Below are 24,828 nucleotides of genomic sequence, written 5' to 3'. Positions count from 1 at the left end.
ATGGATGATTTAAATAAATGGCGGCTGGTACTCGGTGGTAATGAATCGGACGGTACCGGCTATTCACTCAGCGGCACAGAGCTACAGATGGATAAAACACTGGAAGCACTGTATGACAGCGAAAAGAAAGGAGGCCTTGGTGCATCTTCTCCTAATGTCAGCCGCTGGCTGGGCGATATCCGTACCTTCTTTCCGGCATCTGTTGTACAGATTATGCAACGTGATGCCTTACAACGTCTGAACATTACACAGATGTTGTTTGAAAAGGAAATGCTGGAAAATGTAGAACCGGATGTACATCTGGTGGCTACATTATTGACACTGAAACATGCCATTCCTGATAAGACGCGTGATACGGCAAGACAGGTTGTAAAACGGGTAGTGGATGAACTGCTGAAAAAGCTGACACAACCTACATTACAAGCGATTACGGGTAGTTTGCACAGAAGTATCCGTAACAGAAGGCCCCGTCATAATGAGATCAACTGGCACGCGACGATCCTTAAAAATCTACAGCACTATCAACCGGAGTATAAAACGATTATTCCTGAAACGCGTATCGGTTATGGTCGTAGGACTACTTCACTGAAAGATGTAGTACTTTGTCTTGATCAGAGTGGATCGATGGGTTCTTCTGTCGTCTATTCCGGTATCTTCGGTTCTGTGATGGCTTCCATACCTGCGATAAAAACACGTATGGTGGTATTTGATACTGCTGTTGCTGATCTAACAGAAGAACTGAAAGATCCTGTTGATCTTTTATTTGGTGTACAACTAGGTGGCGGTACAGATATACAGGCGGCACTCTCCTATTGTCAGCAGATCATTACCCGTCCGGCAGATACTGTATTGGTACTGATCACTGATCTGTTTGAGGGAGGTAGTGACGACAAGATGCGTAAACGTGCAACTGAATTAACAGCAGCGGGCGTACAGGTCATCGTATTACTTGCTTTGAACGATGATGGTGCTCCGGCTTATGATCACGGTAATGCACAATTTCTGTCCAATCTGGGTATTCCGGTGTTTGCCTGTACGCCCGATAAATTTCCTGATCTGATGGCTGCTGCGTTGAGTAAACAGGATATCAACAACTGGGCAGCCAGAGAAGATTTTATACTAAAGAAATAACTACTTCACTTTTAACCATTCATCGTCCTGGTAGATGATACCATCTGCCAGGGCTTTTTCTACTGCCTCCTGCAAATCAGTCCGCAGATCTTCTGTTACCCGTGCAAAGCCCAATGTTTTTGCTATAACAGGTATCGCCGCCGTTACAGTGATTGCTACCGCATCCTGCACTGTTTTCTCTACAACTGCTCCTAATTCTTCCGGTGCTATATAAGTCATCTTCCGTGAGGCAGATGGAAGATTCGCCCTGCTGCGTATCAATGGTTTTTCCATCTCTGCATCCCAGAGGAAATCCTCTTTTACCACAACCGTATCATTCCCCACCGCATCTGCAATAGCCTGTTTCAATACTTCACGAATTCTGGCCCCTACACGTGATACATCTGCGGCATCCAGTATTCTACGCGTTGCTTCTTCTACATGCACCGGACTCTCCACCCGCACGATCATCTCCAGCCAGGATCTCAGTTTATCTGCCGGATGCTGATGCAGATCTTTCAATGCGATTTCTTCCGGTAGTACTGCCATTTCATATAATGGTACATCTGCCCCTTCTTCCTCATCTTCTCTTAGCATTGTATAGTCTTCTGAAGGCACTATTGCTTCCTGGTTTTCTCCTTGATTTGTACGTACGTCTTCAATCGCAGCAATCAGTCTTTTCAATTCACGTACAGGATGACGGAACCAGTCAGTACTCCATACGGTATAGATATTCCATCCCATATTTTCCAGTACCTGCTGCCGTAATCTATCCCTGTCTTTCGCAGAACGGGCAGAATGATAAGCAGCGCCATCGCACATGATACCCATAGTATATTTACCCGGATGTTCCGGATCAGCAATCGCCAGATCAATATAGAATCCTTTGCTGCCAATCTGTTTCTTTACATTATAACCGGCGGTGGTCAGTTGTTCGGCCACCAATGATTCAAAAGGAATATTCGCAGGTAATCCATCTGTATAAGAACGATGCATAGAACCATGTTGTGCGAAATACAGGAAGTTCTTTAATGCACGTACACCTTCACTCTCGGTTTTATTCAGATCGATGTCATCTGAAGTCAGGTTTGTAAATACTTCACATCGTTGTTTCGCACGTGTGATCAATACGTTGAGTCGCTTCTCTCCGCCTTCGTTATTCAGTGGTCCGAATGCCAGGCTAAGGGTTCCTTCAGGCGTACGACCATATCCGATGCTAATAAATATTACATCACGTTCATCCCCCTGCACATTCTCCAGGTTCTTCACAAAGAATGGTTCATGCGCATGTGCTTTGAAGAATGATTCCAGCTCAGGCAGTTTCTTTCTGGCAGTTTCAAGCGATTGTTGTATCGCCTGCATCTGCGCCGTACTGAAAGCAACCACACCTAAACTCATTTCAGGATGTCGTTTTGCATGTTCAATTACCGCTGTAGTGATCGCGTCTGCTTCCTGCTGATTGGTTCTTGTTTTACCACGATCGTATGTCGCTTCTTTCAGATGATGATAAACTAACCCCGTCTGATGTGCTGCACCCGGACTCGGGAAGATCACCAGTTTATTCTCGTAGAATTCATGATTGGACATGGTGATCAACGATTCATGACGACTACGATAATGCCAGCGTAACATTCTCTGCGGAGCACCCTGTGCATCACACATACCCAGTATGCTCGGCATATCTGCAGTTACGTTTTCTTCATCATCTACTTCCTTCATCAATGAATCAAAGAAACTACTTGGCGGTAACTGTTTACTATCACCTACAACCACCAATTGTTTTCCTCTCAGCAATGCGCCTAATGCATCCACCGGTCTTACCTGACTTGCTTCGTCAAAGATGACAAGATCGAATTGTAGTGAACCCGGTGGAAGGAAATTAGCAATAGAAAGAGGACTCATCATGAACACAGGTTTGATCGCCTGTATTGCCAATCCTGCAGCCTGTACTAATTTACGGATAGGCATATGTCTGGCCTTCTTATTAAACTCGGTACGCAGTACGTTTACCTGTCCGCCGGCTTCCAGTGGCGGAATACCATCATAATGTTTCAACGCTGCACGTGCTCTGTTATACTGCAGATTAAGCGTATCTAATTTTACGAATTGTTTGACTGCTGCCTCATGACTTGATCTTTCAAATTTCCTGATGGAAGCATGTGTCATGAGTGCCTTTTCCCACAGGTATTCATACCATGTTTTCCGTAATGCTCCTTTTAATGCAATTACTGCTTCCGGCCAGTAAGCGACTGCTTCTGTCAATACCTGCAAGCCTTCCGTCTTCGCAGTATCTGCCAGGTTATTCCAGGAGATTGCATGATGTATATCCGGCAATCCATCTATCCATGATTGCATCAATACGATCTGTTCTTCATAAGGACGTTGCAGCAGTGGCGTAACATCTCTGAAGCGACGTTGTTCATTGAATGCAAAAGCAGCAATTACAGCATCAATTGCTGCGCCTTGTTGCTGCAATGCTCTCAACAACGTATCATAATAACGTTTGGCTACTTCTACCGGCTCATTCTTTTCGAGATAATCCAGGATGACAGCAGTACATGTACCGTAACTAATCTGCTTATGTACTTCCGTCACATAATTAGTAATGGTCTCCAATACTTCCCAACTGGATTGTCCTTTCTGCCAACGTTGCTGGAATAATTCCTTTGCGAGTGTTTCCTGTTCCTGGATTTGCTTTTCTAATCTTCTTGCTTCCAGTATCGCATCTATACAAGCCAGTTTTCCGGGGAGATCATCAGGTGGAGCTGTTTTACATAAAGCAGCCAATTGACGATTGGTTTTATTATAATCTCCTTTCAGGAATTTATACCACTTATCCCCATAGGCCAGCAGGTTCTGTCTTATTTCCAATACCTGTTGTTCCCAGGCTTCCGGAATAAGTATAGCATCATATGCCTGATGCAACTGACGTAAACGTTTTCCTGTTTGCAACAGTTCTTTGATATCTTCTTTCTGTTGCAACCAGGCAGGATGTCTTAACTGTACACCTGTTATATCAGGACGCACAGATACCAGTTGTACAAAGAAAGAAAGGTCCATACTATTCTTTCTGTTTAATGGCATGGGCAATCCTACCTGACCAGCAATGATCGCACTTTCATGTTGCAGCGTTGTTGTTGTATCCAGTGCTTTTTGTAAAACAGGAATAAGTCTGTCTTGTTCAGCAGGAACCAGTACTGTCAATCCGATACCCCAGAACAATAAAGAAGATGGCATACCTGTCTCCTTTAAACGATGTTCAATTCTGACGGCCATTGCTTCTGCACGTTGCATGTTTAAAGCATTCCAGCTATCTATATCAGGTATCGCGATCCTCGGTAATGTAATATCTACAAATTGTTCTTTCAGTTGTAACAGGTAGCCCATCAGCTGTTGTGGTGTTATACCACTTTCACCAACCGGTGTATTCACCGCAATACTATAATCGTTTAGTTCTTTACGATAATCATTCAGTAATGTGACTTCCTGTTGTAATTGCAGGATAGCAGGCTTACGTAACTCCAGTGTTTTTCTCAACTCCTGGTGTAATTCCTTTTTGTTTGCCTTGTGGCTATGTAATTCAAGACAAGCATCTCCTAATTGTATACTATCAAGTCTGCGTTTTACCACTTCAAGCGCGGCCATCTTTTCGGCTACAAACAACACCTTCTTTCCTTCACCTATTGCATTCGCGATAAGGTTGGTGATGGTTTGTGATTTACCTGTACCCGGAGGGCCTTGTATAACGAGATTGCGTCCTTCCTGTACTGCTAACATCGCGAGTAATTGAGAACCATCTGCATCTACTACCTGGTGTAATTCATGTGCAGATGTTTCTGTGTCGATGAATGCATCCTCCGGTACCTCAGGCGCACCTTCAGAGAATCCATCACCAAATAAACTCTGCAAGATCGGATGATTAGCAGGTTGTTCATCAGCAGGCCACCCATCACTATCCAGGTCATGATACAACATCAGTTTTCCGAATGAGAAAAATCCTAATTCAACTGCATCAGTGATCACTTCCCATCCGTCCATTCCATTGATAGCAGCATCTATCTGTTGTATATAATCTGTGACAGCTATTTCTTCTGACTCAGGCATGTCCGGTAATATGATACCAAATTCAGCTTTGATCTTCGTTTGCAGACTAAGATTCATTTCCACATCACTACCTGTATAGCGTAAACGAAAACGTTCCCTTGCGCTGGAACGTTCTAATGAAACAGGTATCAAAATCAGGGGCGCATATCGCGCTTCCTTTCCATTATCCTTTTCATACCACTTTAACATACCTAATGTCAGGAACAGGATATTGACACCCTGTTCTTCCAGACTGGTACGCGCAGCATAATAAGTATTCAGTAACCTGTTTTGTAAAGCAGCAGCTGTTTCAGTCGTCTGTAAACGGGTATCGTGTACCACTTCTTCCGGTTCAGGTAAAGTGATGGGTTCAGGTAATACTACCGGTTCTGTTACTTCGGCTGCTACCTCTTTGTTTTCTTTTACATCAGTTTTGGGGAGGAAGGTCATTGCCTTGCTCTGCTTCACCAGTACTTCGTAGATATTGGTGATGCTTTCCTGTTCGATATGTACTCCACGACTTACGGGTAAACGGTAGTTCAATAAGGGGTTACGTAGTCCCAGATCCAGTAATTCCCGGCGGGAGGCCTCCAGTTTAATAAGGATTGATTCCTTCATGTACAGTTCGTTGTAAGAACAAAAAAAATGATAATTTATGTTAAGAACGATTATTGACGATAATTTATTCTAATAATATTACTATTACCTTTATTCACATAACTATTAATTATTTCCGTGTATCAGGTATTATACTTTCTCTGGGGCACAAACTGGCACATTGCATTGAAAATTATAGGGTATGTGCTGATCTCACTTTCCTTTTTGGGTGTGGTAGGCACTATTCTGCTGGAAAACCGGAATCCGGTCAAGGCGATGGCGTATATCATGTTGCTGGTATTCGTACCCATACTGGGATTAGTAGTATACTATTACCTGGGAAGAGATCTCCGCAAGAAACGCCGGTTTACGTTAAAGGGAAGTAAGGATGAAACCCTGATGTTACGATACTGGGAATCTCAGCGAAAAGAAATTGACCAGATGCAACTCCAGCTCCGCAAACAGGTAGCCAGCAAACAGGAGATTTCTGCGATGCTGCTCAATACGAGACATTCTGTATTATCCTGCGATAACCGTGTACAATTACTGTTGAATGGAGAAGAGAAATTTCCGGCAGTAATGGACGCACTGAGGGCGGCCAAACATCATATACATATCGAGTATTACATCTTTGCTGCGGATGATGTGGGTAATGCGATAGCAGAGATATTGCTGGAGAAACTGCGGGCGGGCGTAGAAGTAAGATTTATTTATGATGACCTGGGCTGTGATAAGATCGGTGATATACCAGATCTGCTGGAAGAAAATGGTGCAGAGGTTTTTGCCTTCTCTCCTGTACTGATCAATTTCTATCTGAATGCGAATTATCGTAATCATAGAAAGATCATTATTATCGATGGCGAAGTAGGATTTACCGGAGGTATCAATATAGATGACCGCTATCTGAACAATGCGAAGCATCCGGTATTCTGGAGAGATACACACCTGAAGCTGGAAGGAGATGTTGTGAATCTTTTGCAATTGCAATTCATGATGAGTTATCGTTATTGCAGTAAACAAACCTTTCCGTTTAGTCCACCTTATTTTCACCGTTCGGATCTGAATGAAAATTGCTTTGCAGACATTGTAGCCAGCGGACCAGATTCAGAGTTCCCGATGGCGATGCAAACGATACTGATGGCGATTAATAATGCACGTCGTTCTATCCGCATCAGTAATCCTTATTTTATTCCCAACGAACAGATATTAACAGCATTGCAAATGGCCGCATTATCGGGTAAGACAGTGCAGCTTATTTTACCTTTTCGGGGTGATTCATTTTTTGTACAACATGCAGCACAATCCTACATCAAGTCATTGCTTGATGCAGGTGTGAAAGTGTATTTTTATCAGAAAGGTTTTATACATGCGAAGTCAATTGCAATAGATGATAATCTTGCAATTGTTGGTTCTGTAAACCTTGACTACCGGAGCTTTTATCTGAATAGTGAAATTGCTGTCGTCGTTTATGACAAGACCTTTGTGCATAAGCTGAATGCAGCATTTGAACAGGATCTGCAGGACTCCGAACACATTGATCGTCGTTCCTGGAGAAATCGTTCTTTGTGGCAGAAGTTTATAGATGGCGTATGCAGATTATTGACTCCGTTATTATAGTATGTGATCAGGCATTATCATTATCTTCTTCAAGATCTTCATGCCTGTCTCCACCAAGACTATAGTAGTTATTTTCTTCGTCTTCCTCTCCTATCATTTCGTTACTGTCATCGAGGTCTGCACCTGGTACATCCAGTCCTTCATCCATTTCACCAGCATCAATAGAAGATTCTCTTGCGAGTTCATTATTTATACGTGCAGATCTGGTTACTTTTTCCACATCGAGATCTTCCTGTTCGCCTCTGTAAGTGATATCTTCACTTGCGGGGTAAGCAGGATAACCCGGGAATTTTTCATCTTCTGTTTGTTCGGATTTTTTATCTGTTGGTTTAGTGACTTTCTTTTTCATGATCTTATCGTTTTAGTTTTTTATGAAAAAGTTATGCCAATCAGATATCGTTATTCAGCAGCAAATGTTAATTCGTCCCGATCATTTTTAAGCAAACCGGTTTGGGTACTTTTATCTCCTGACCGGTTGGTTTGAGTAATCCTGTCAGCTTGTTTCTTTTAAATACAACTACGTTGTCTGTGTTCTGATTAGCGACCAATAAATAGTTTCCATCAGGGTCAATAACAAAATTACGTGGTTCTTTGCCTCCTGAAGGTTGTTCACCTTTTTTCTCCAGCCGACCGTTTTTACGATCTATGCTGTAGATGACAATATTATTTAATTTCTGCCTGTTAGAAGCATATAAAAATTTGCCATCCGGAGAGATGTGAATATCAGCACCGGAGATAGGACCTTTGTAGGCAGCAGAAAGTGTAGATAACGTTTGAAAAGGAATGAGCCTTCCTCTTACATAATTAAAGGCGGTTACTTTTCCATCAAGTTCATGTATCACATATGCCCATTTGCCATTGGGATGGAAAGTAATGTGTCGCGGACCAGCTCCTGGATTCAATGCAGCATAGCCTGTATCCGCAGGTACTAATGGCAATACATCCCCTTGTTTATAGTTATAAATGACTATCTGATCTATCCCCAGATCGGACACGTATAATGTCTTTTTATCAGGACCGAATACAGTACAGTGTACGTGTGGTTTCTCCTGTCTTTCTTTGTTAGGTCCTGTACCGGTATGCTCTATTGTTTGTACAGGCGCATCTATTCTTCCATCATTACGTACAGGCAATACAGATAGACTACCACCACTGTAATTTCCAACAATCACATACTTTCCATCTGTGTCTGTCGTGATATAACAGGGTGAAGCTCCACCGGAAACCTGTTTATTCAGGAAGGTCAGATTACCGCTGACGGTATCCCATTCAAAAGCGCTTACGCCTCCTTCATTATTCTCATTTACGGAGTACACATGTTGCTGATCGGGAGCAATCACGAGATAGGAAGGATTGTCCACACCTTTCGTCGTACTTACATAACGTAGTGTTCCGGTCGTTGTATTAAACGCATATACATTAATCCCCTCATCTGCACTCTTTGTATAAGTGCCAATCAGTAGATATTTTTCTTTCGTCGTATCTGTTTGTGCTGACAACATCGTAGTAGTTAATAAAGCGGTGCAGGTGAGTAAAGTATTAAGCATATACTGTGCCTTTTTATGTAAAAACAAATTACTAAATATGCAATAAAGTATAAAACGCATTTTAAGGCCCGTTTTCGCCAATTACCCTCTCTATGGAACATTATCATTACCCACTACCCGATCGTCAAAATTTAAGGGTCTTATAAAGTCATCTTTTTAGGGCAAATAATTTGTCAAATAATTGAAAATCAAGTTTTTAATAAAAATTAAGGAAAAAGCCCAGTCCATAGACAAGGTCCGGGTGTATATACTTCTAATTTAACCTTAACTTTTATTTTGAATAAATTATTTACAATACGATGTATGATAAACGACATCTGTGTCTTGTTACACGTGTAACAAAAAGCACAATGTTCCGCTTGAAAAAATGTTCAGGTAAATTTTCCAGGAAATCGGGTGGTGAATAAATTCATAGATACACTAATCAGGTAAATCAGTGGAATGAACTATAAATAAATTTCTGCCTGCTTCGTTAGAAATTTGGTGTGGATGAAAATAGGTCCGGTCGAGTCATAGGTTCAATCTCTTGCATCATCTGTCTGGGTCCACAGGATTCTGGTCTTAGACGAATATAGACAAAAAAAATACATGCCCATAACAAGCATGTATTTTTATTTTTGGCTTTAATATAATTATGATCAGCGTCCCATGTATACCATCAGGATCTGCACATCACTCGGATTTACGCCGCTGATTCTGCTGGCTTGTCCGAGTGTACGGGGACGGATTTTATTAAATTTCTGTCTGGCTTCTGCGCTCAATGATACCAATTTTGTATAATCGAATCCATCTGGAATGAGCAGGTCTTCCATCTGGCTCATTCTTTTCACCAGGTCATTTTCCTTTTCGATGTATACTTCATATTTGATCTGGATCTCTGCCTGTTCCAATGTTTCATCTCCGAATTCAGCCAGTGCTTTTCCAATTTTCGCAACATGGTTCTTCATAGAGAATATATCCATAGTTGGGCGTAACAGGATTTGGTAAGCGCGCATACGCTGAGGCAGTGGTGAAGTATTTTTCTCTGCCAGCAGGTGATTAATTTCTTCCGGATCAACAGGCAGTTCTTTCAGAATTGCTTTGATTTTCTCCACTCCTTCTTTCTTCACGATCACTTTATCCAATCTGTTTTGTCTGGCGAGGCCCATTTCAAAACTCTGTTCTGTGAGACGCAGATCGGCATTATCCTGTCTGAGCAAAGTTCTGAATTCGGCTCTTGAGGTAAACATTCTATATGGTTCGTCGGTACCTTTATTAATCAGGTCATCGATCAGTACACCGATATATGCTTCACTTCTTTTCAGTACAAATGGCGCCTGACCGCTTGCTTTCAGGTGTGCATTTATACCTGCCATCAGACCCTGACATGCTGCTTCTTCATACCCGGTGGTACCGTTGATTTGTCCGGCGAAGAACAAATTCTGGATATGTTTTGTCTCCAGGGAGAACTGCAATTGTGTTGGTGGGAAGTAATCGTACTCAATCGCATAACCCGGACGGAACATTTTCACGTTCTCAAATCCGGGCACTAATTGAAGTGCTTTATACTGTACATCTTCCGGCAGGGAGGTTGAAAATCCATTTACATAGATCTCCACGGTGTTCCAACCTTCGGGTTCTACGAACAGTTGGTGTCTGTCTCTTTCCGCGAAACGGTTAATTTTATCTTCAATACTTGGACAGTATCTTGGTCCGACACCCTGAATTCTACCCTGGAACATTGGAGATCTGTCGAACCCTGTCTTCAGCATTTCGTGTACTTTATCACTTGTATAGGTGATATGGCAACTTCTCTGTTGTTCAGGTTTGATCTTTTCAACATCCAGATAAGAGAACCCGGTGATTACATCATCACCTGGTTGTTCTTCCATTTTCGAATAATCCAGACTTCTTGCATCGATTCTTGGTGGTGTACCTGTCTTCAATCTGTCGCTTTCGAAGCCTAGGGATACTAATTGTTCAGTAATTCCGGTAGCTGCTTTTTCTGCTACGCGACCTCCGCCGAACTGTTTATCTCCGATGTGCATGACACCATTGAGGAATGTACCGTTGGTGAGCACTACAGATTTTGCTTTTATTTCGTGTCCTAATCCGGTCACTACTCCATAGCAACGTCCATCTTTTACCAGCAGTCCTTTTACCATGTCCTGGTAGAAGTCAACGTTTGGTGTTTGTTCCAATGCCTCTCTCCACTTAGCAGCAAACAGCATTCTGTCGTTCTGTGTACGGGGGCTCCACATGGCAGGTCCTTTGGAACGGTTCAGCATACGGAACTGAATCATGGACTGATCGGTTATGATTCCTGAGTATCCTCCCAGAGCATCAATCTCCCTTACAATTTGTCCTTTAGCGATTCCTCCCATTGCTGGGTTGCAGCTCATCTGAGCTATCGTTTGCATATTCATGGTGACCAAAAGGACTTTGGATCCCATGTTTGCTGCCGCAGCTGCAGCCTCGCAACCGGCATGTCCGGCGCCTACCACAATTACATCGTATGATGGAAACATAATTTTATTTAAATAGAAATGCAAAGGTACATAGAAGCGGGGATATGTAATGTTCCACGTGGAACATCTGAAAGTTCGTGTTGAAATGAGTGATTGAGTGAGGCTAAGTTAATGCATTGTTCGAGTGAAAAAGATTAGCCGTTTCAATTTTTTTAGAAGCTTTAGCCAAAACCTGAGGATCTGTTCCTAAGTGTTATACTTAGGATGTCGTTTAGCAGGTAGACTTGTTTTTGTCTTGACTCAGAATTTCTCTTTGGAGGGTATTCTTTTCCTAAATAATTGCCTCTTTATCTAGGTAAACTTATTGAGAACATATAGAGGTGTTCAACAATAACAGATCTTTCATGCTATAGCGAGGACATGCAGCTGTGGGCTTGAGAAGGGCTATCGGGCTGATGTCCTTGTCAGAGAATTGACAACCGATGTCGTGAAGCATGGTTGTCATTAATTGTGCTATTGGTTTATCAAGCGTGTGAGTCTCTGCCCAGGGCTAAGGCCCGACTGCTCCTTCTCAAACCCGCCGCCCCGAACTGGCCTTAGTGATAGTTCAGGAGTGTACTTGGAATATATTCTTAGTTGTGTTGGTTTGTGGCTGTTCTAAATAAAGAAGTTTTGTGCCTGCTGAGTTGGTTGTTATGCTGGTCCCAGACATGCAGCTGTGGGTTTGAGAAGGGCTATCGGGCTGATGCCCTTGTCGGAGAATTAACAACCGATGTCGTAAAGTATAATTGTCATTGTCATTAATTGCGTTATTGGTTTATCAAGCGTGTGAGTCTCTGCCAAGGGCTAAGGCTCGACTGCTCCTTCTCAGACCCGCCGCCCCGAACTGGCCTTAGTGATAGTTCCGGAGTTTGTGGCTGTTCTTAAATAAAGAGGTTTTGTGCCTTCTGAGTTAGTTGTTATGCTGGTCCTAGACATACAGCTGTGGGTTTGAGAAGGGCTATCGGGCTGATGCCCTTGCAGAGAATTAACAACCGATGTCGTAAAGTATGATTGTCATTAATTGTGTTATTGGTTTATCAAGCGTGTGAGTCTCTGCCAAGGGCTAAGGCCCGACTGCTCCTTCTCAAACCCGCCGCTTGAATTGTCTGTTATGATAATTCGGGATGGACTTGGCATATTTTCTTCCTTGTATTGTCCTCTGAGCAATGTTAGAGGAGTTAAAGAGATACTACTTACAATTAAGACGATCTAGTTCACGACTGTCCTCTTTGTGAAATTTAACTGAGAGAATATTTAATACCTCTTCAGAAAGCATATTGTCTCTCCTCTATCCTATCATCATGAGGGAGGATCGGAACGATTAACTACTAACAGCCAATTCGATTTATCGTTTTGTAATTTAGATTTAGATCAATACGTTTATTAACATCTTTTGATGACGGATTCCAGGATTTCCTAATTAGATAGTTCAGGCTTCGTCCAATAAGGTTGACCAGAGGGCAGTCAGTAGCAGGATATTTAAAACAGAGTGTTGTAAATTTCATACTAAAAAGTACAGACTTCAGCCCCATGTATAGAATGATTTAGATGGGTTGAATACGTCAGTTAATTCTTACAAAATGAATATTTCCTCATTAACTAACTATGCAGTGAACTCACAACAGGAACCCCAGAAAGAACTGTACCAACATTAGGCAAACGACATTACCCATTTCAGCTATAAAATCTGTTATAGGATTATGTCAGTATGCGGTTTAAGGTAGAGACTCGGGCCTTAGCCATTTGTAGTGCTCATACGATTGACAGTAGCTAAATCATATTTCCAACTCTACTATGATTGACGATGCCCAATAGCAAATTCTGCAGATGGCATCAGCCTGGGTCCCAGTTTAAACCGCATACGAGATGTCCCTAGCGATAACAAACCTGGCTTCAGACTCATAACCCAAATACCTGATGAAATACACAAATAACCATTTAAGAAGATGGAGGTATAACATAAGAAGACAAACGTCATTGTCCAGGTCAGCTATAAAGTCTGTTATGGGACTATATCAGTAGGAGGTTTAAGGTGGAGACTCGGGCCTTAGCCATTTGCAGTGCTCATACGATTGACAGTAGTTAAATATAATTCCAACCCTACCACGATTGACGATGCCCAATAGCAAATTCTGCAGATGGCATCAGCCCGGGTCCTACCTTAAACCGCATGCAAGATGTCTCTAGCTATAGAATAACAAACCTGCTTCAGACTAATAACCAAATGCCTGATGAAATATACAAATAACCGTTGAAGAAGATGGAGGTATAACATAAGCAGACAAACGTCATCGTCCAGGTCAGCTATAAAGTCTGTTATGGGACTAATATCAGTAGGAGGTTTAAGGTGGGAGACTCGGGCCTTAGCCATTTGCAGTGCTCATACGATTGACAAGTAGCTAAATCATATTTCCAACCCTACCACGATTGACGATGCCCAATAGCAAATTCTGCAGATGGCATCAGCCCGGGTCCCACCTTAAACCGCATACAAGATGTCCCTAACATTAATTAACCCTGAACTCCATAAATAATACAGAACAAATTTTCCTATAAAATCGGCTAACTGATGTTAACCAGATATAATCCGATAAACAAGAAAAAACATGGAGTACTAAGCAGAGATATGAAGGCAAAGTATGATAAAGAAGCCCGAGGTCAATTCATTAATACCACCTCACCCAAAATCAGCCGAAACAGAAAGAAAGCTCTACTACTAAAAACACAAAACCGGATCTGAATGACCCGGTTTTATGAAATGTTCCACGTGGAACATTTTAATATTTCTTAGCCGAAGTATTGTTCAAGACACTGGTTTTCCATCTGCCTCATCTTAGCAGATTGATCTTTTGTTTTGTCTTTGTAACCACAAAGATGAAGAGCTCCATGAAAAATCACCCGATGCAATTCTTGCTCTTCCGTCACTTTGAATTTCTCCGCATTCTCCCGAACGCGATCAACGCTGATGTAAATTTCTCCCTCAGTCACATCAGGGTCCTCTCCCATTTCAAAGGTTACAATATCAGTGAGCGTATCATGCTGCAGAAACTGTTGGTTGATTTCTAAAAGGTATTCATCACTACAAAAAACATACTGCATACTTTTCATTCTCTGCCCCTCCTGCACAAATAAGTCTTTTATGAACGCTTTCAGTTTCGTCTTATTCTTTAGATTTACTTTCACCTCATGTGCAGTAAAATTGATTGCCATACCTCGAACTTGTTTTTGTAATTGATTGAGAATGTAAAAATATGGTGAAATTTCGGATTCCACCTCCCCTGTCTTTGTTCGATTGAATGTCAGCCAGTACCTTTGTTGCATCACTTAGTAAGAGATACAATTTTGTCACCTGCTAAGATCGAAACACTTCAGGCATTAAAGATTAAATTACAACGGATGAAAAAAGGAGTGATTAAATTGTCTTCCCTCGCTATTGGAAAAAGTGCCGTTATCACATCTTTTGAAAAAGATGATTTGCACCTTAAGTTAATGGAAATGGGTTGTGTACCCGGTGAAACAGTGAAAGTAGAAAAGATCGCCCCACTCGGAGATCCGATTTCAATTATGGTAGCCGGTTATAATCTTTCCCTCCGTAAAACAGAAGCAGACTATATATGGGTCGAAGAATTGGTTTAATAGAAAATCCGAATGATACATTTGCAACTCAACTGAGCTGATAACTAAATGCATCATTCGGATTTTTTTATTTCTTGTGCCTATATTACTTTAGTTATAACCCGCCTCTACCTATTTCCTACTTTATCTATTCATAGTTATACTATACTTCTCCTTCGTTGGTGATTCGTTTTTGAATGTAGGATGAATGTAGGATAAAGCCATTCAAACTCATAACTGACTCAACTTTTGGTAAATCTTGCATGTATGATCAAGTAGTAGCGCTACCCAACTTTTACCCTGTATCTCCCCTAATTAGCCCTCCTTTTATAAAGCCGGTTATCTCTTCATACATAGGCTACAATTAAGTTAAAAGGCGTTTAAACGACCTTATTCACTGCAATATTTGCATAGTTTCGATAATGATGAATTAAGTCTGTGAAGAAGATTGATTAGGCACAGGAAAAAAGAAAATTTTAGAAAAAATGTGGATTACTGCGCTGGAAAAATTGAAAAATAGTTTTCAGCAGACTAGTAAACTAAAAACAAAAGAAATTATGTGGAAAAACGGTAGCTAGGAATGGGATTTCATCAGAAAAAAAATTAAAGAAAAAAGCTCTCCTTTTCCACATTTTCCGATTCGAAATGCAAATCCAGAAAAATTCAAGCGTTTATTAGTAATTTTTATGAGTTGAATACTAATTTTTGTGGATAAAGTGGGATTGAAGGATATCTCGTAAGGAAAATTTCCTAAGAAAAATAAAATCAAAAAATTTTGGGCCACTTTTCCACATTTGTCTGAAAAAAAAATGATTTTGAAACTTTTTAAGGCTTATCAGATCCTTTATTCACATTATTTAGTCCGATTTCGGTGAATAAGATGGATTCTAAACGTCAAAAACAAAAAAAATTGGAAAATTTCATAGAAATTAAAAAAGTCCAGGCGCTTATCCACATACTGACTGACTAAAGCGCTATTTTCTTTTAAAAACAACATAAAATGTGAATTACGCCGGTTTTTATTTTTCATTTTAAAATTTTACGTTGTAGTTATCCCACTTAAAATTGGCACGCTACTTATAAAAACAAAAAAATTTTGGAAGAAATCCACATTTTTTGAAAATCCAAGGTCTTATATCTCGAAAAAATCTACAAAACCTGTGTAGACCTATGAGTTTTACACATTTTAACGCAATCTCAGCAAGTAACTAAGTTCTCCAACCTCTAAAAATTTATTTCTTCCGCTTCAGATACGACTTTTCCACAATCTATAGCGATCAAAAAATTGAAGCCGGCATATTTCTCATGAAAACCAACCACATGTAGATACCCACAGCAAAAAATTTTCATTAAAACTACAGCCTGTTCGTGAAGCTTGTGAGAATCAAGCATTTGAGGAATAGTCCACACACACAATTTCCATCGTAACTAGAAGCCACTCAAAATTAAACAGTGCATATGCTCTCTCAAATTGAATAACTCGTAGTCACCTACGACAATTTTTTATCATCGCAAAGAGAACGCCTTCATGAAAGCGCTGAGAGTTAATCCACATTACTACTTCCCGATTGTTCAAAATCCATTTAACTTATAAGCCGCTCATTTTCAAAGCGGTTATAGCTCATTTCAAAAAGCTATTCCCGTAGATACCCACAGTATTTAGAGTACATTTGATTCACAAGGCGTTCATGAAAGCGCTGACAATTAAACGATCTTAATAATCCCCCGACTTCAAAATTTCGTCTCGCTCATAAGCGCTTCATTTCTGAAAGCCGCTCATTTCGCACAAAAAATAAAAACCTGTGGATCCCCACAGGTTTCTAAATACATTCAAGCTATAAGCGCTTCATGAAAGCGCCGAGAATTAAACGATCCTAATAACTCCCCGGTTTCAAATTTTCACTCTAACTATAAGCCGTTCAAAAATAAACGGCCCATATTTTTCGTCAACTGCAAAATTGCGTGGTACCCCACGGGAATTTAGCTTCATCGCAACCAGGAGGCGTTCAAAATAAAGGCCCCTGAATTAAATCGATCTTATAGGCACCCGTTTTAAACATTTCATCGCAATTACAGGGCCTTCAAAAATGAAGGCTTTATAATTTTAATAAGACAGCAATTCCTGTAGGTACCCACAGGATATCCACATCCATGAGAAGCTCAACGCCTTCAAAATAAAGCCCTTAGAATTTATTGTTTTATAGCAATTCACATAATGTGAATTTCGTTGAAGCTATAAGCCCTTCAAAAACGAAAGCCTCATAATTTCCCTCAAGTTGAAAATTCCGTAGTCCCCTACAGCACTCCCAACTTCATCGAAGCCACAAAGCCTTCGCAAAAAGCGCTAAGAACCGCTCAAACTGGCCTCTTCCCCTGATAGATAGATCTATTGCAGGCATAAGCCCTTCCCAAATGAAGGCTCTGAGAATCGTTTAATATGTAAAATACTGTAGGGGGGTACAGCATTTTCACGAATATTCAACCTATAAACGGTAGGAAAAACGAATGCTATAGCACATAATAGCTCGTATAAGGGGCTGAAACGACCTGGAGCAAGCTGTCCATAAGCCCTTTGTGGGCATAAAAAAGGCCTGATTAGCATGCTAACCAGGCCATAATATGATAAATTAGACCAAATTTAAGTTATAAACTGTTGTCTTTCAGATATTTAACTACAATCCGTAGTGCGCAGAGATCTCTAACATCCTCTCAATCGGTTTTTTCGCTGCGATACGCAATTGTTCGTTCATTGTGATCTCAGGTTCTTCGTATTCCATACACAGATACAACTTTTCCAATGTATTTAACTTCATGTGTGGACAATCATTACACGCACACGCATTATTTGGCGGAGCAGGAATGAAAGTCTTCGAAGGATTTTCTTTTTGCATCTGGTGAAGAATACCTGTTTCGGTAACCACGATATATTCCTTCGCATCGTCTTTTTTGGAAAAGTTTAGTAAGCCCGTAGTCGATCCGATGTAATCCGCAATTTCAAGAACAGCTGCTTCACACTCCGGATGCGCTATCACCTTAGCTTTCGGGTGACGGATCTTCAATTTGGTTATTTTTTCCAGGGAGAAAATCTCATGCACCATGCAGGCACCATTCCACAACAACATGTCCCTTCCCGTTTTTTTGGACAAATAAGCCCCTAAATTCCTGTCGGGGGCAAAAATGATCGGTTGGCCCTTGGGAACGCTCTCGATGATCTTTTCGGCATTAGATGACGTACAGATGATATCGCTGAGTGCCTTGATACCCGCCGAACAGTTGATGTAGGAAATTACGAGGTGGTCAGGGTGCTTTTCCTTGAATTTTCTGAAAAGTTCAGGAGGAGCACTGTCGGCCAGTGAACAACCTGCTTTGAGGTCCGGCAGTAATACCTTTTTCTGCGGACTCAGAATTTTTGCGGTTTCGGCCATAAAGTGGACACCGGCAAAAACGATAATGTCGGCATCTGTTTTTGCAGCCTGTTGACTTAAGCCCAAACTGTCCCCGATGTAGTCGGCCACATCCTGAATATCTGGTTCCTGGTAATAGTGCGCCAGGACGATCGCGTTTTTTTCTTTCTTCAATCTTTCGATTTCCGCAAAAAGATCAAGACGTACATCGACCGGTAAGTCGAGGTACCCTTTTTTTTGAAGTTCGCTTTTAGCAATTTCCAGCTCCCTCATCATAATTATATATCTAGTTATTTTTTAAAAAAAGAAAAACCCACTACTATTAGGGCTGTGAATATGTGAAAACAAATTTTGACCGTCGTGTACAAATGTAGTTGTTATTCTTTTTGCCACGGCTATCCACAGCAAATTAACAGTCGAGATTGGCCATAGTCCTGAAAAACCCTATTTTAATCCACACCCGTGGATATCGTTTTCCGTGAATAATTTCTTAGCGGTACCTGTATTAAGAAAATGTTAATAGCGGGGTAAAACAATCCCCAAAAATCCACTTTTGCGAACCGGACCATTTTCTTCCGAAATAACAAAATTAGTTTTCAGGTACCCGAAGTGGGGTTTTTAAGAAGATATTGGACAACTTTCACCGGTTTTTTAACAGCCAATGTGGATAAACTACAACTAAAAAGTTATCACAGGTTGAATTTGCTTTTTTAGCTTTACATGAATCTTTTTACACAATTTTATGTGAATGAAGATTTTGCCTGCCTGTGAATTGTGAATAACCAAACACATGTTTTCTGAGCAGCCGTTTTCCTGAAATAATGGTCTGTAGCCGTATTAAAAAATCCCTGGGTCCAACAAACAACCTGGTACAAAAATCATGACAAATGTGGATAACCTGTGAATGACCTTTAAAACAGATTTCACTGCAAAATGGCGCAAACCCTTTACTGTATTGGGTTTTGGTCAATAAAAACCTTTTTGTAGTTACAGTTATTTTATTATATTTTTGCTTTCCTTAAAAAATTTAGACTATATAATATATGTCAGTTATTCAGAAGATCAGGGATAAATATGCCGTGGTGATCGTAGTAGTGATCTGCCTGGCTATTGTTAGTTTCCTGTTGCAGGACGCCTTTTTCGGCAAAAACTCTCTTATTCGCCGTTCCACAACTGTTGGTAAAGTAAATGGCACGGAACTCGAATTCACCGAGTATCAGCAAATGATTAAAAATGCTGAGGACAGAATGCGCATGTCTAACGGCGCAGTGAACGAACAGATCACTCAGCAGGCACGTGAATCAGCGTGGACTAAATTTCTCAGCGATAACATACTGAGTGCTCAGTACGAAAAACTGGGTCTGGCTGTTACCGAAGAGGAAATTAAAGACCAGTTCACCGGTAAAAATCCTAGTCCTATTATTACTCAGCAGTTTACTGATGAGAAAACCGGAAAGTTTGACCGCGCCCGTATGCAACAGGTGCTAGCCAGCATCAGCCAGGATAAAACCGGTCAGATGCGTGCAGGACTCCTCCAGCTGGAAGAATACATCGCTCAGTCAAGAGTTTCTGAGAAATACCTTTCCCTGATCAAACAGGCCGTATATTATCCTAAATGGTTAGCTGAAAAACAGATCCAGGATAACGCACAGACAGCATCTATATCTTATGTATCTGTTCCATACGCCTCTATCGCTGACTCTACTGTTAAAGTATCTGACAGCGAACTGAATAGCTTCATCAACAGTCACAAAGAACTGTTCAAAGTAGAAGAATCCCGTAAAGTTGATTACCTCGCTTTCAATGTGATCCCTTCTGCCGCTGATACCGCTGCCACCCTGAAAGTCCTGATGGATGCAAAACAGGAACTGGACACCATCAGCAACAATGATATCGCTGCCTTCATCAACCGTAACTCTGACTTGCCTTATTATGATAGTTATATCTCTAAAAGTGCACTGATGGTTCCGCAGAAGGATACCCTGGTAACTTTACCAGTTGGCGCCGTATTCGGTCCTTATTATGATAATAACCTGATCGTTTATGCTAAAATGATCGATCGCAAAACTTTACCGGATAGCGTTAAAGTACGTCATATATTAGTAGCAACTCAGAATCAGCAAGGCGGTGGCTTACCTGATTCCCTGGCGAAAGCACGCATCGACAGTATCGAAAGAGCTGTAAAAGGTGGCGCTGACTTCAAAGCCCTGGTTGAACAGTATACTGACGACGTTAGAAGCAAACCTACCGGTGGTGAATATGATGTAACTCCATCTACTGACTTCCTGAAAGAATTCAAAGATTTCGCACTGGAAAAAGGTAAAGGTGCTATCGGTGTTGTGAAAACTGCCGCTGGTTACCACCTGATCGAGGTACTGGAACAAAAGAATATCGGTTCTGCAGTGAAACTGGCTTATCTCGCTAAACCAGTATCTCCTAGCCGTGAAACCGATAGCAAAGCTTACGCTGAAGCAAATGAATTCGCTTCTAAAAACCGTGATGCTAAAACTTTTGAGAAAACTATCCAGGAGAAAGGTCTTAACAAACGTATCGCTGATAACCTCCGCCCTATGGATTTCGTCATCCCAGGTATCGGTCAGGCGCGTGAACTCGTTCGTTGGGCTTATGATTCTGATAAAGGTGCCGTAAGTAACGTATTCACTTTCGACAATACTTATGTAGTAGCTGTACTGACTACCGTTCGTGCTGAAGGTACTGCTCCGCTGGAAGATGTCAGACCTTCAGTTGAAGCTGAAGTTAGAAAGCAGAAGAAAGCTGCTCAGATCATCGAAAAAATTAAATCTCCGGCTTCCCTGGCTGATGTATCAAAAGCAACCAACCAGCCAGAACAGAAAGCGGATGGTATTGGCTTCGGTACACCATTCGTTGCCAGCATGGGCTTCGAACCTCGCGTTGTAGGTGCTGCCTTCAACAAAGCATGGGGTACTGCTAAAGTTAGCGCTCCAATCGAAGGTAACGCTGGTGTATACGTACTGAAAGTTGATAGCTACCAGCCTGGTCAAGGTGGTCAGGATCCTGCAAGCGTTAGCCGTGCTTACGAACAAAGCATGCTTTCTGCATTGGATGGTCAGTTATTCACAGTACTGAAAAAACTGAGCAAAATCGAAGACAACCGTAGCAAATTCTTTTAAGGAATCTTCAATAACTGATTATAACAAAAACCCTGGGTCTCAAACCCCGGGGTTTTTTGTTTATTGACCCTATACATCGAAAATGATCAATATAGTTCCGGATCGTAGCTCCATTTTTTAGTAAATTTGTAAAAAGTGATTTACTATGGAAGAGATTGTAAATAAGGTAGCACAGAGTGGAATCTTGACCCTGGATCTGGAAGATTACTATCCGAAGGAAGAATTAGTGGAGTTTGATCTGAAACCCTACCTCTTCATGGAGATGATCCTGAAAGAGAAAGACTTCCGTACCGCATTACAGGAACATAACTGGGAACAGTACAACAATAAAAATGTCGCCATTTTCTGCTCCGCAGATGCAGTTATACCTTTCTGGGCTTATATGCTCGTTATGACTTACCTAGAGCCTGTTGCTCACTTTGCCGCCTTTGGCGATAAAAAACAGGTGCATCATACACAATTCATGAAGAGCCTGGCGGCTATCGATGTGAACGAATACGTGGATAAACGTGTCGTTATTAAAGGTTGTGGGGATAAAGGTGCCGGTGAAGCCGCATATGTGGAAATCACACGTTTACTGAAACCGGTGGTAAAAAGCCTGATGTACGGCGAACCCTGCTCCACCGTACCTATCTATAAAAAGAAGTAAGTCCCTTAAAACCAGCGTTTCTTCTTAAATAACAGGATCATTCCGATCAACATCACCAGCATAAAGCCCATGGTGTAGTAATACCCATTCCTGGTATGCAGCTCCGGCATATTGTCGAAGTTCATACCATAGATCCCGGCGATGAAAGTCAGCGGGGCCATAATGGTAGTTACCACCGCTAATACCTTCATAATCTCATTCATTTTGAGATTGATCTGGGTGTGATAGAGATCCTGTACGTTCAATATCATATCGCGGTAGTTCTCCGCCAGGTCATTGGCCTGGATGATATGATCGTATACATCTTTGAAATATTTGGTGGTCCGCTCCTCCAGCAGATCGCTGTCACTTTTCAGGAATCCGTTTACCAGTTCCCTTACCGGGGCAATTGCCCGTTTGAACAGCAATAATTCCTTGCGCAGGAAATTAATTCTGGCCTGCGCACGGGTATTAGCCTGATGCTGTACCGCATCTTCCATCAACTCAATCCTTTCTCCCAGTTTCTCTATAATGAGATAATAGCTATCCACAATTGTATCTATCAGTGAATAACAGAGATAATCGGCTCCCACTGAGCGCATACGTGAGTTATTGATGCGGAGCTTTTCTCTTACGTGATTGAAGACGTCCTTTTCCACTTCTTCCTGGAAGGAGATAACGAAATTCTTTCCTAATACAATACTGACCTGCTCCTGGTCCACCGTACAGTTTTCTGCATTGAAATACATCATAGGGAGCAGGCAGAACAGGTGATCTCCGATTTCGTCCATCTTTGCCCGCTGTCCTACGCTCATTATATCATCTTCCAGCAGGATGTGAATACCCAGTTCAATACAGATCCTGTGTACGGTTTCTTTATTGATGCCATCGACATTAATCCACACGGTGTTCTTACTGTCAATATGTTTAAAAATCTCGTCTACCTGGTTTCCGGCTAAGGTCACCTCTTCAAAATATGTATTGCTGTAATTAAAGATGGTAATCTTCTCACAAACAGATGGTTTCCTGGTCAGCGGACCGGTTACCGGATTATAGTTCATTAACCGTTGCTTCCTGGCCTTGAAAGGGTTCAAGGTTTCCAATACATCCTGAATCGGCTGAATGGGTATTATTCTATTTGACCTTGGCATTTATGTACTGATTTATGCTGCGCTATTTTAAAGTTAACTTAAAATAGGCGTAACGCTTATTTAACAAGTTGTCTTTATCTTGGGAACATAATAAGACCACCTACAACTGTCACATAATAATAATTATCAGGGATAACTGCTCCGCTTGTTAGCCAAACCCGCCGGTAATGCCATGCTATTATGCTGACATCAGTTTATATAGATAAAAATAGAACGCTTTTAAATAACTGGTGAAATAAAAGGTGTATGCGTGTATTAATTTTTGTGATTGCCACTTTATTGATTGCCATCTGCGCATTTAGTATTTACGAATGCAGGCAGAAACCTGGCGCTCCCTCTCAGCATGTGCTATCCTGGTATGTACCTGGTGTAAACAAACTGAAAACGAAAGTGGATAACTTATGTCATTCGCTTGCTACACATCAGTCTTCAGCAGCAGTACAACAGGCTTTTTGTGAATCCAGACTGGCTTATAAGGAGATAGAAGTGCTTGCAGAATATTTTAATCCGTTTACAGTACAGCTGATTAATGGTAAAGGTGATGATACCACCGGTAATAAAGAGGGTAAAGCTTTTCAGCAGATAGAACGTCTTTTATATCCTTCGCTACAGGCAGCAGATACGCAGATGGCTTATGTGGAAGCACGTAAACTGGCTGCTGCTGTGAATATACTTGCACAGGAAAATGAACGCCCCGCTCCTACGGATGCGCAATTATTTGACGCTATGCGCCTGGAACTGGTGAGGATCATTTCATTGGGTATCAGTGGTTTTGATTCTCCGGAAGCGTGTGAGAGCATGAAAGAAGCAGCTGCTTCGTTAGAAGGTGTCAGACAGCTGTGGAACCTGTATGCAGATCGTGTGAATATCTATAATCCCACACTCGTAAAATATACTGAAGAATTGATGACGGTTGCCTCACAGCAATTGTCTCGGGGAAATCATAATCATTTCAACAGACAGTTGTTTATCAGCGATTACATGAATCATCTTTCTATCAATCTCAAACTGTCAAGAGAAGCCCTGTCTATCCCTTATGATGATGATACCTATGTATTGGATCCTGCGGCATCTAATATTTTCGCAAGAGATGCGGTACATCCATTGTATGTGACTGTGGATGCTATACAGGATTCTACCGGCAGTAATGATCCTTTGTATGAAATAAACGGACAGCAATTCAGGGCGAGTTACATGTACAACTTATTACAACAGAATGGTGCACTGAATACAGTAGCCGCCGGGAATTGATAAAAGAGGACTGCCGGCGAAGAATTCACCGGCAGCAGATTGGCTATTTAAGACTAGGATATGGAAGACGATGTAATAATGTTGTGGTCAGCGATAGCAGACCGCGCAAAAAATAAACTCCGCAAGTGTTCACGAAGCTAAATATGCTGTACAAATAAGGGAATTAATAGAGATTGGATATATA

The 24,828-nt window shown here is 41.4% G+C and carries 13 protein-coding genes; 6 read left to right on the top strand and 7 right to left on the bottom strand.

Features of this window, described 5'->3' with window-relative positions; translation table 11 throughout:
• Window positions 1-1,131 (top strand): VWA domain-containing protein, encoded by a 1,131-nt coding sequence (locus CPIN_RS03705; protein WP_012788428.1) that lies wholly within the window; start codon window positions 1-3, stop codon window positions 1,129-1,131.
• On the opposite strand, the gene CPIN_RS03700 is transcribed toward CPIN_RS03705, so the two are convergent.
• Window positions 1,132-5,811: an anti-phage protein ProA gene (locus CPIN_RS03700; protein WP_012788427.1), complete on the bottom strand. Its 4,680-nt coding sequence runs from the start codon at window positions 5,809-5,811 to the stop codon at window positions 1,132-1,134.
• Between the two features lie 117 nt (window positions 5,812-5,928).
• Here CPIN_RS03700 and cls point away from each other — a divergent pair, with 117 nt between their 5' ends.
• On the top strand, window positions 5,929-7,407 hold the full coding sequence (cls, locus tag CPIN_RS03695; protein WP_012788426.1) for a cardiolipin synthase: 1,479 nt from the start codon (window positions 5,929-5,931) through the stop codon (window positions 7,405-7,407).
• A gap of 7 nt (window positions 7,408-7,414) precedes the next feature.
• Here cls and CPIN_RS03690 read toward each other — a convergent pair whose 3' ends face one another.
• From CPIN_RS03690 to ybeY, 4 genes are all read right to left on the bottom strand, one after another.
• A complete protein-coding gene (locus CPIN_RS03690; protein ID WP_012788425.1) occupies window positions 7,415-7,756 on the bottom strand; it encodes a hypothetical protein in 342 nt (113 codons plus the stop codon).
• Between the two features lie 67 nt (window positions 7,757-7,823).
• Window positions 7,824-8,954 (bottom strand): lactonase family protein, encoded by a 1,131-nt coding sequence (locus tag CPIN_RS03685; RefSeq protein WP_012788424.1) that lies wholly within the window; start codon window positions 8,952-8,954, stop codon window positions 7,824-7,826.
• A 638-nt stretch (window positions 8,955-9,592) separates the two neighbouring features.
• Window positions 9,593-11,461, bottom strand: a complete 1,869-nt coding sequence (gene mnmG, locus CPIN_RS03680; protein WP_012788423.1) for a tRNA uridine-5-carboxymethylaminomethyl(34) synthesis enzyme MnmG — start codon at window positions 11,459-11,461, stop codon at window positions 9,593-9,595.
• Window positions 11,462-14,230: 2,769 nt separating this feature from the next.
• On the bottom strand, window positions 14,231-14,653 hold the full coding sequence (gene ybeY, locus CPIN_RS03675; protein WP_012788420.1) for an rRNA maturation RNase YbeY: 423 nt from the start codon (window positions 14,651-14,653) through the stop codon (window positions 14,231-14,233).
• 186 nt (window positions 14,654-14,839) lie between these two features.
• Here ybeY and CPIN_RS03670 point away from each other — a divergent pair, with 186 nt between their 5' ends.
• Window positions 14,840-15,079 (top strand): FeoA family protein, encoded by a 240-nt coding sequence (locus CPIN_RS03670; protein WP_012788419.1) that lies wholly within the window; start codon window positions 14,840-14,842, stop codon window positions 15,077-15,079.
• Between the two features lie 2,651 nt (window positions 15,080-17,730).
• Here CPIN_RS03670 and nadA read toward each other — a convergent pair.
• Window positions 17,731-18,738 carry a quinolinate synthase NadA gene (gene nadA, locus CPIN_RS03665; protein WP_245552081.1) on the bottom strand — a complete coding sequence of 336 codons (1,008 nt, stop codon included), beginning with the start codon at window positions 18,736-18,738 and terminating at the stop codon, window positions 17,731-17,733.
• Between the two features lie 767 nt (window positions 18,739-19,505).
• Between nadA and CPIN_RS03660 the strand changes: the two genes are divergently transcribed.
• Together CPIN_RS03660 and CPIN_RS03655 are read left to right on the top strand one after the other, a co-directional pair.
• Window positions 19,506-21,614 carry a peptidylprolyl isomerase gene (locus CPIN_RS03660; RefSeq protein ID WP_012788415.1) on the top strand — a complete coding sequence of 703 codons (2,109 nt, stop codon included), beginning with the start codon at window positions 19,506-19,508 and terminating at the stop codon, window positions 21,612-21,614.
• A 145-nt stretch (window positions 21,615-21,759) separates the two neighbouring features.
• Complete coding sequence (locus CPIN_RS03655; protein ID WP_012788414.1) at window positions 21,760-22,263, top strand: DUF2480 family protein; 504 nt, start codon at window positions 21,760-21,762, stop codon at window positions 22,261-22,263.
• A 5-nt stretch (window positions 22,264-22,268) separates the two neighbouring features.
• Here CPIN_RS03655 and corA read toward each other — a convergent pair whose 3' ends face one another.
• Window positions 22,269-23,393: a magnesium/cobalt transporter CorA gene (gene corA, locus CPIN_RS03650; protein ID WP_012788413.1), complete on the bottom strand. Its 1,125-nt coding sequence runs from the start codon at window positions 23,391-23,393 to the stop codon at window positions 22,269-22,271.
• A 246-nt stretch (window positions 23,394-23,639) separates the two neighbouring features.
• Between corA and CPIN_RS03645 the strand changes: the two genes are divergently transcribed.
• Window positions 23,640-24,644: a hypothetical protein gene (locus CPIN_RS03645; RefSeq protein ID WP_012788412.1), complete on the top strand. Its 1,005-nt coding sequence runs from the start codon at window positions 23,640-23,642 to the stop codon at window positions 24,642-24,644.
• The last annotated feature ends 184 nt before the right edge of the window (window positions 24,645-24,828 follow it).

This window comes from Chitinophaga pinensis DSM 2588, from assembly GCF_000024005.1.
GTDB lineage: Bacteria > Bacteroidota > Bacteroidia > Chitinophagales > Chitinophagaceae > Chitinophaga > Chitinophaga pinensis.
The sequence above is the reverse complement of the archived record's forward strand: the minus strand, read 5'-3'. Positions and strand labels throughout refer to the sequence as shown.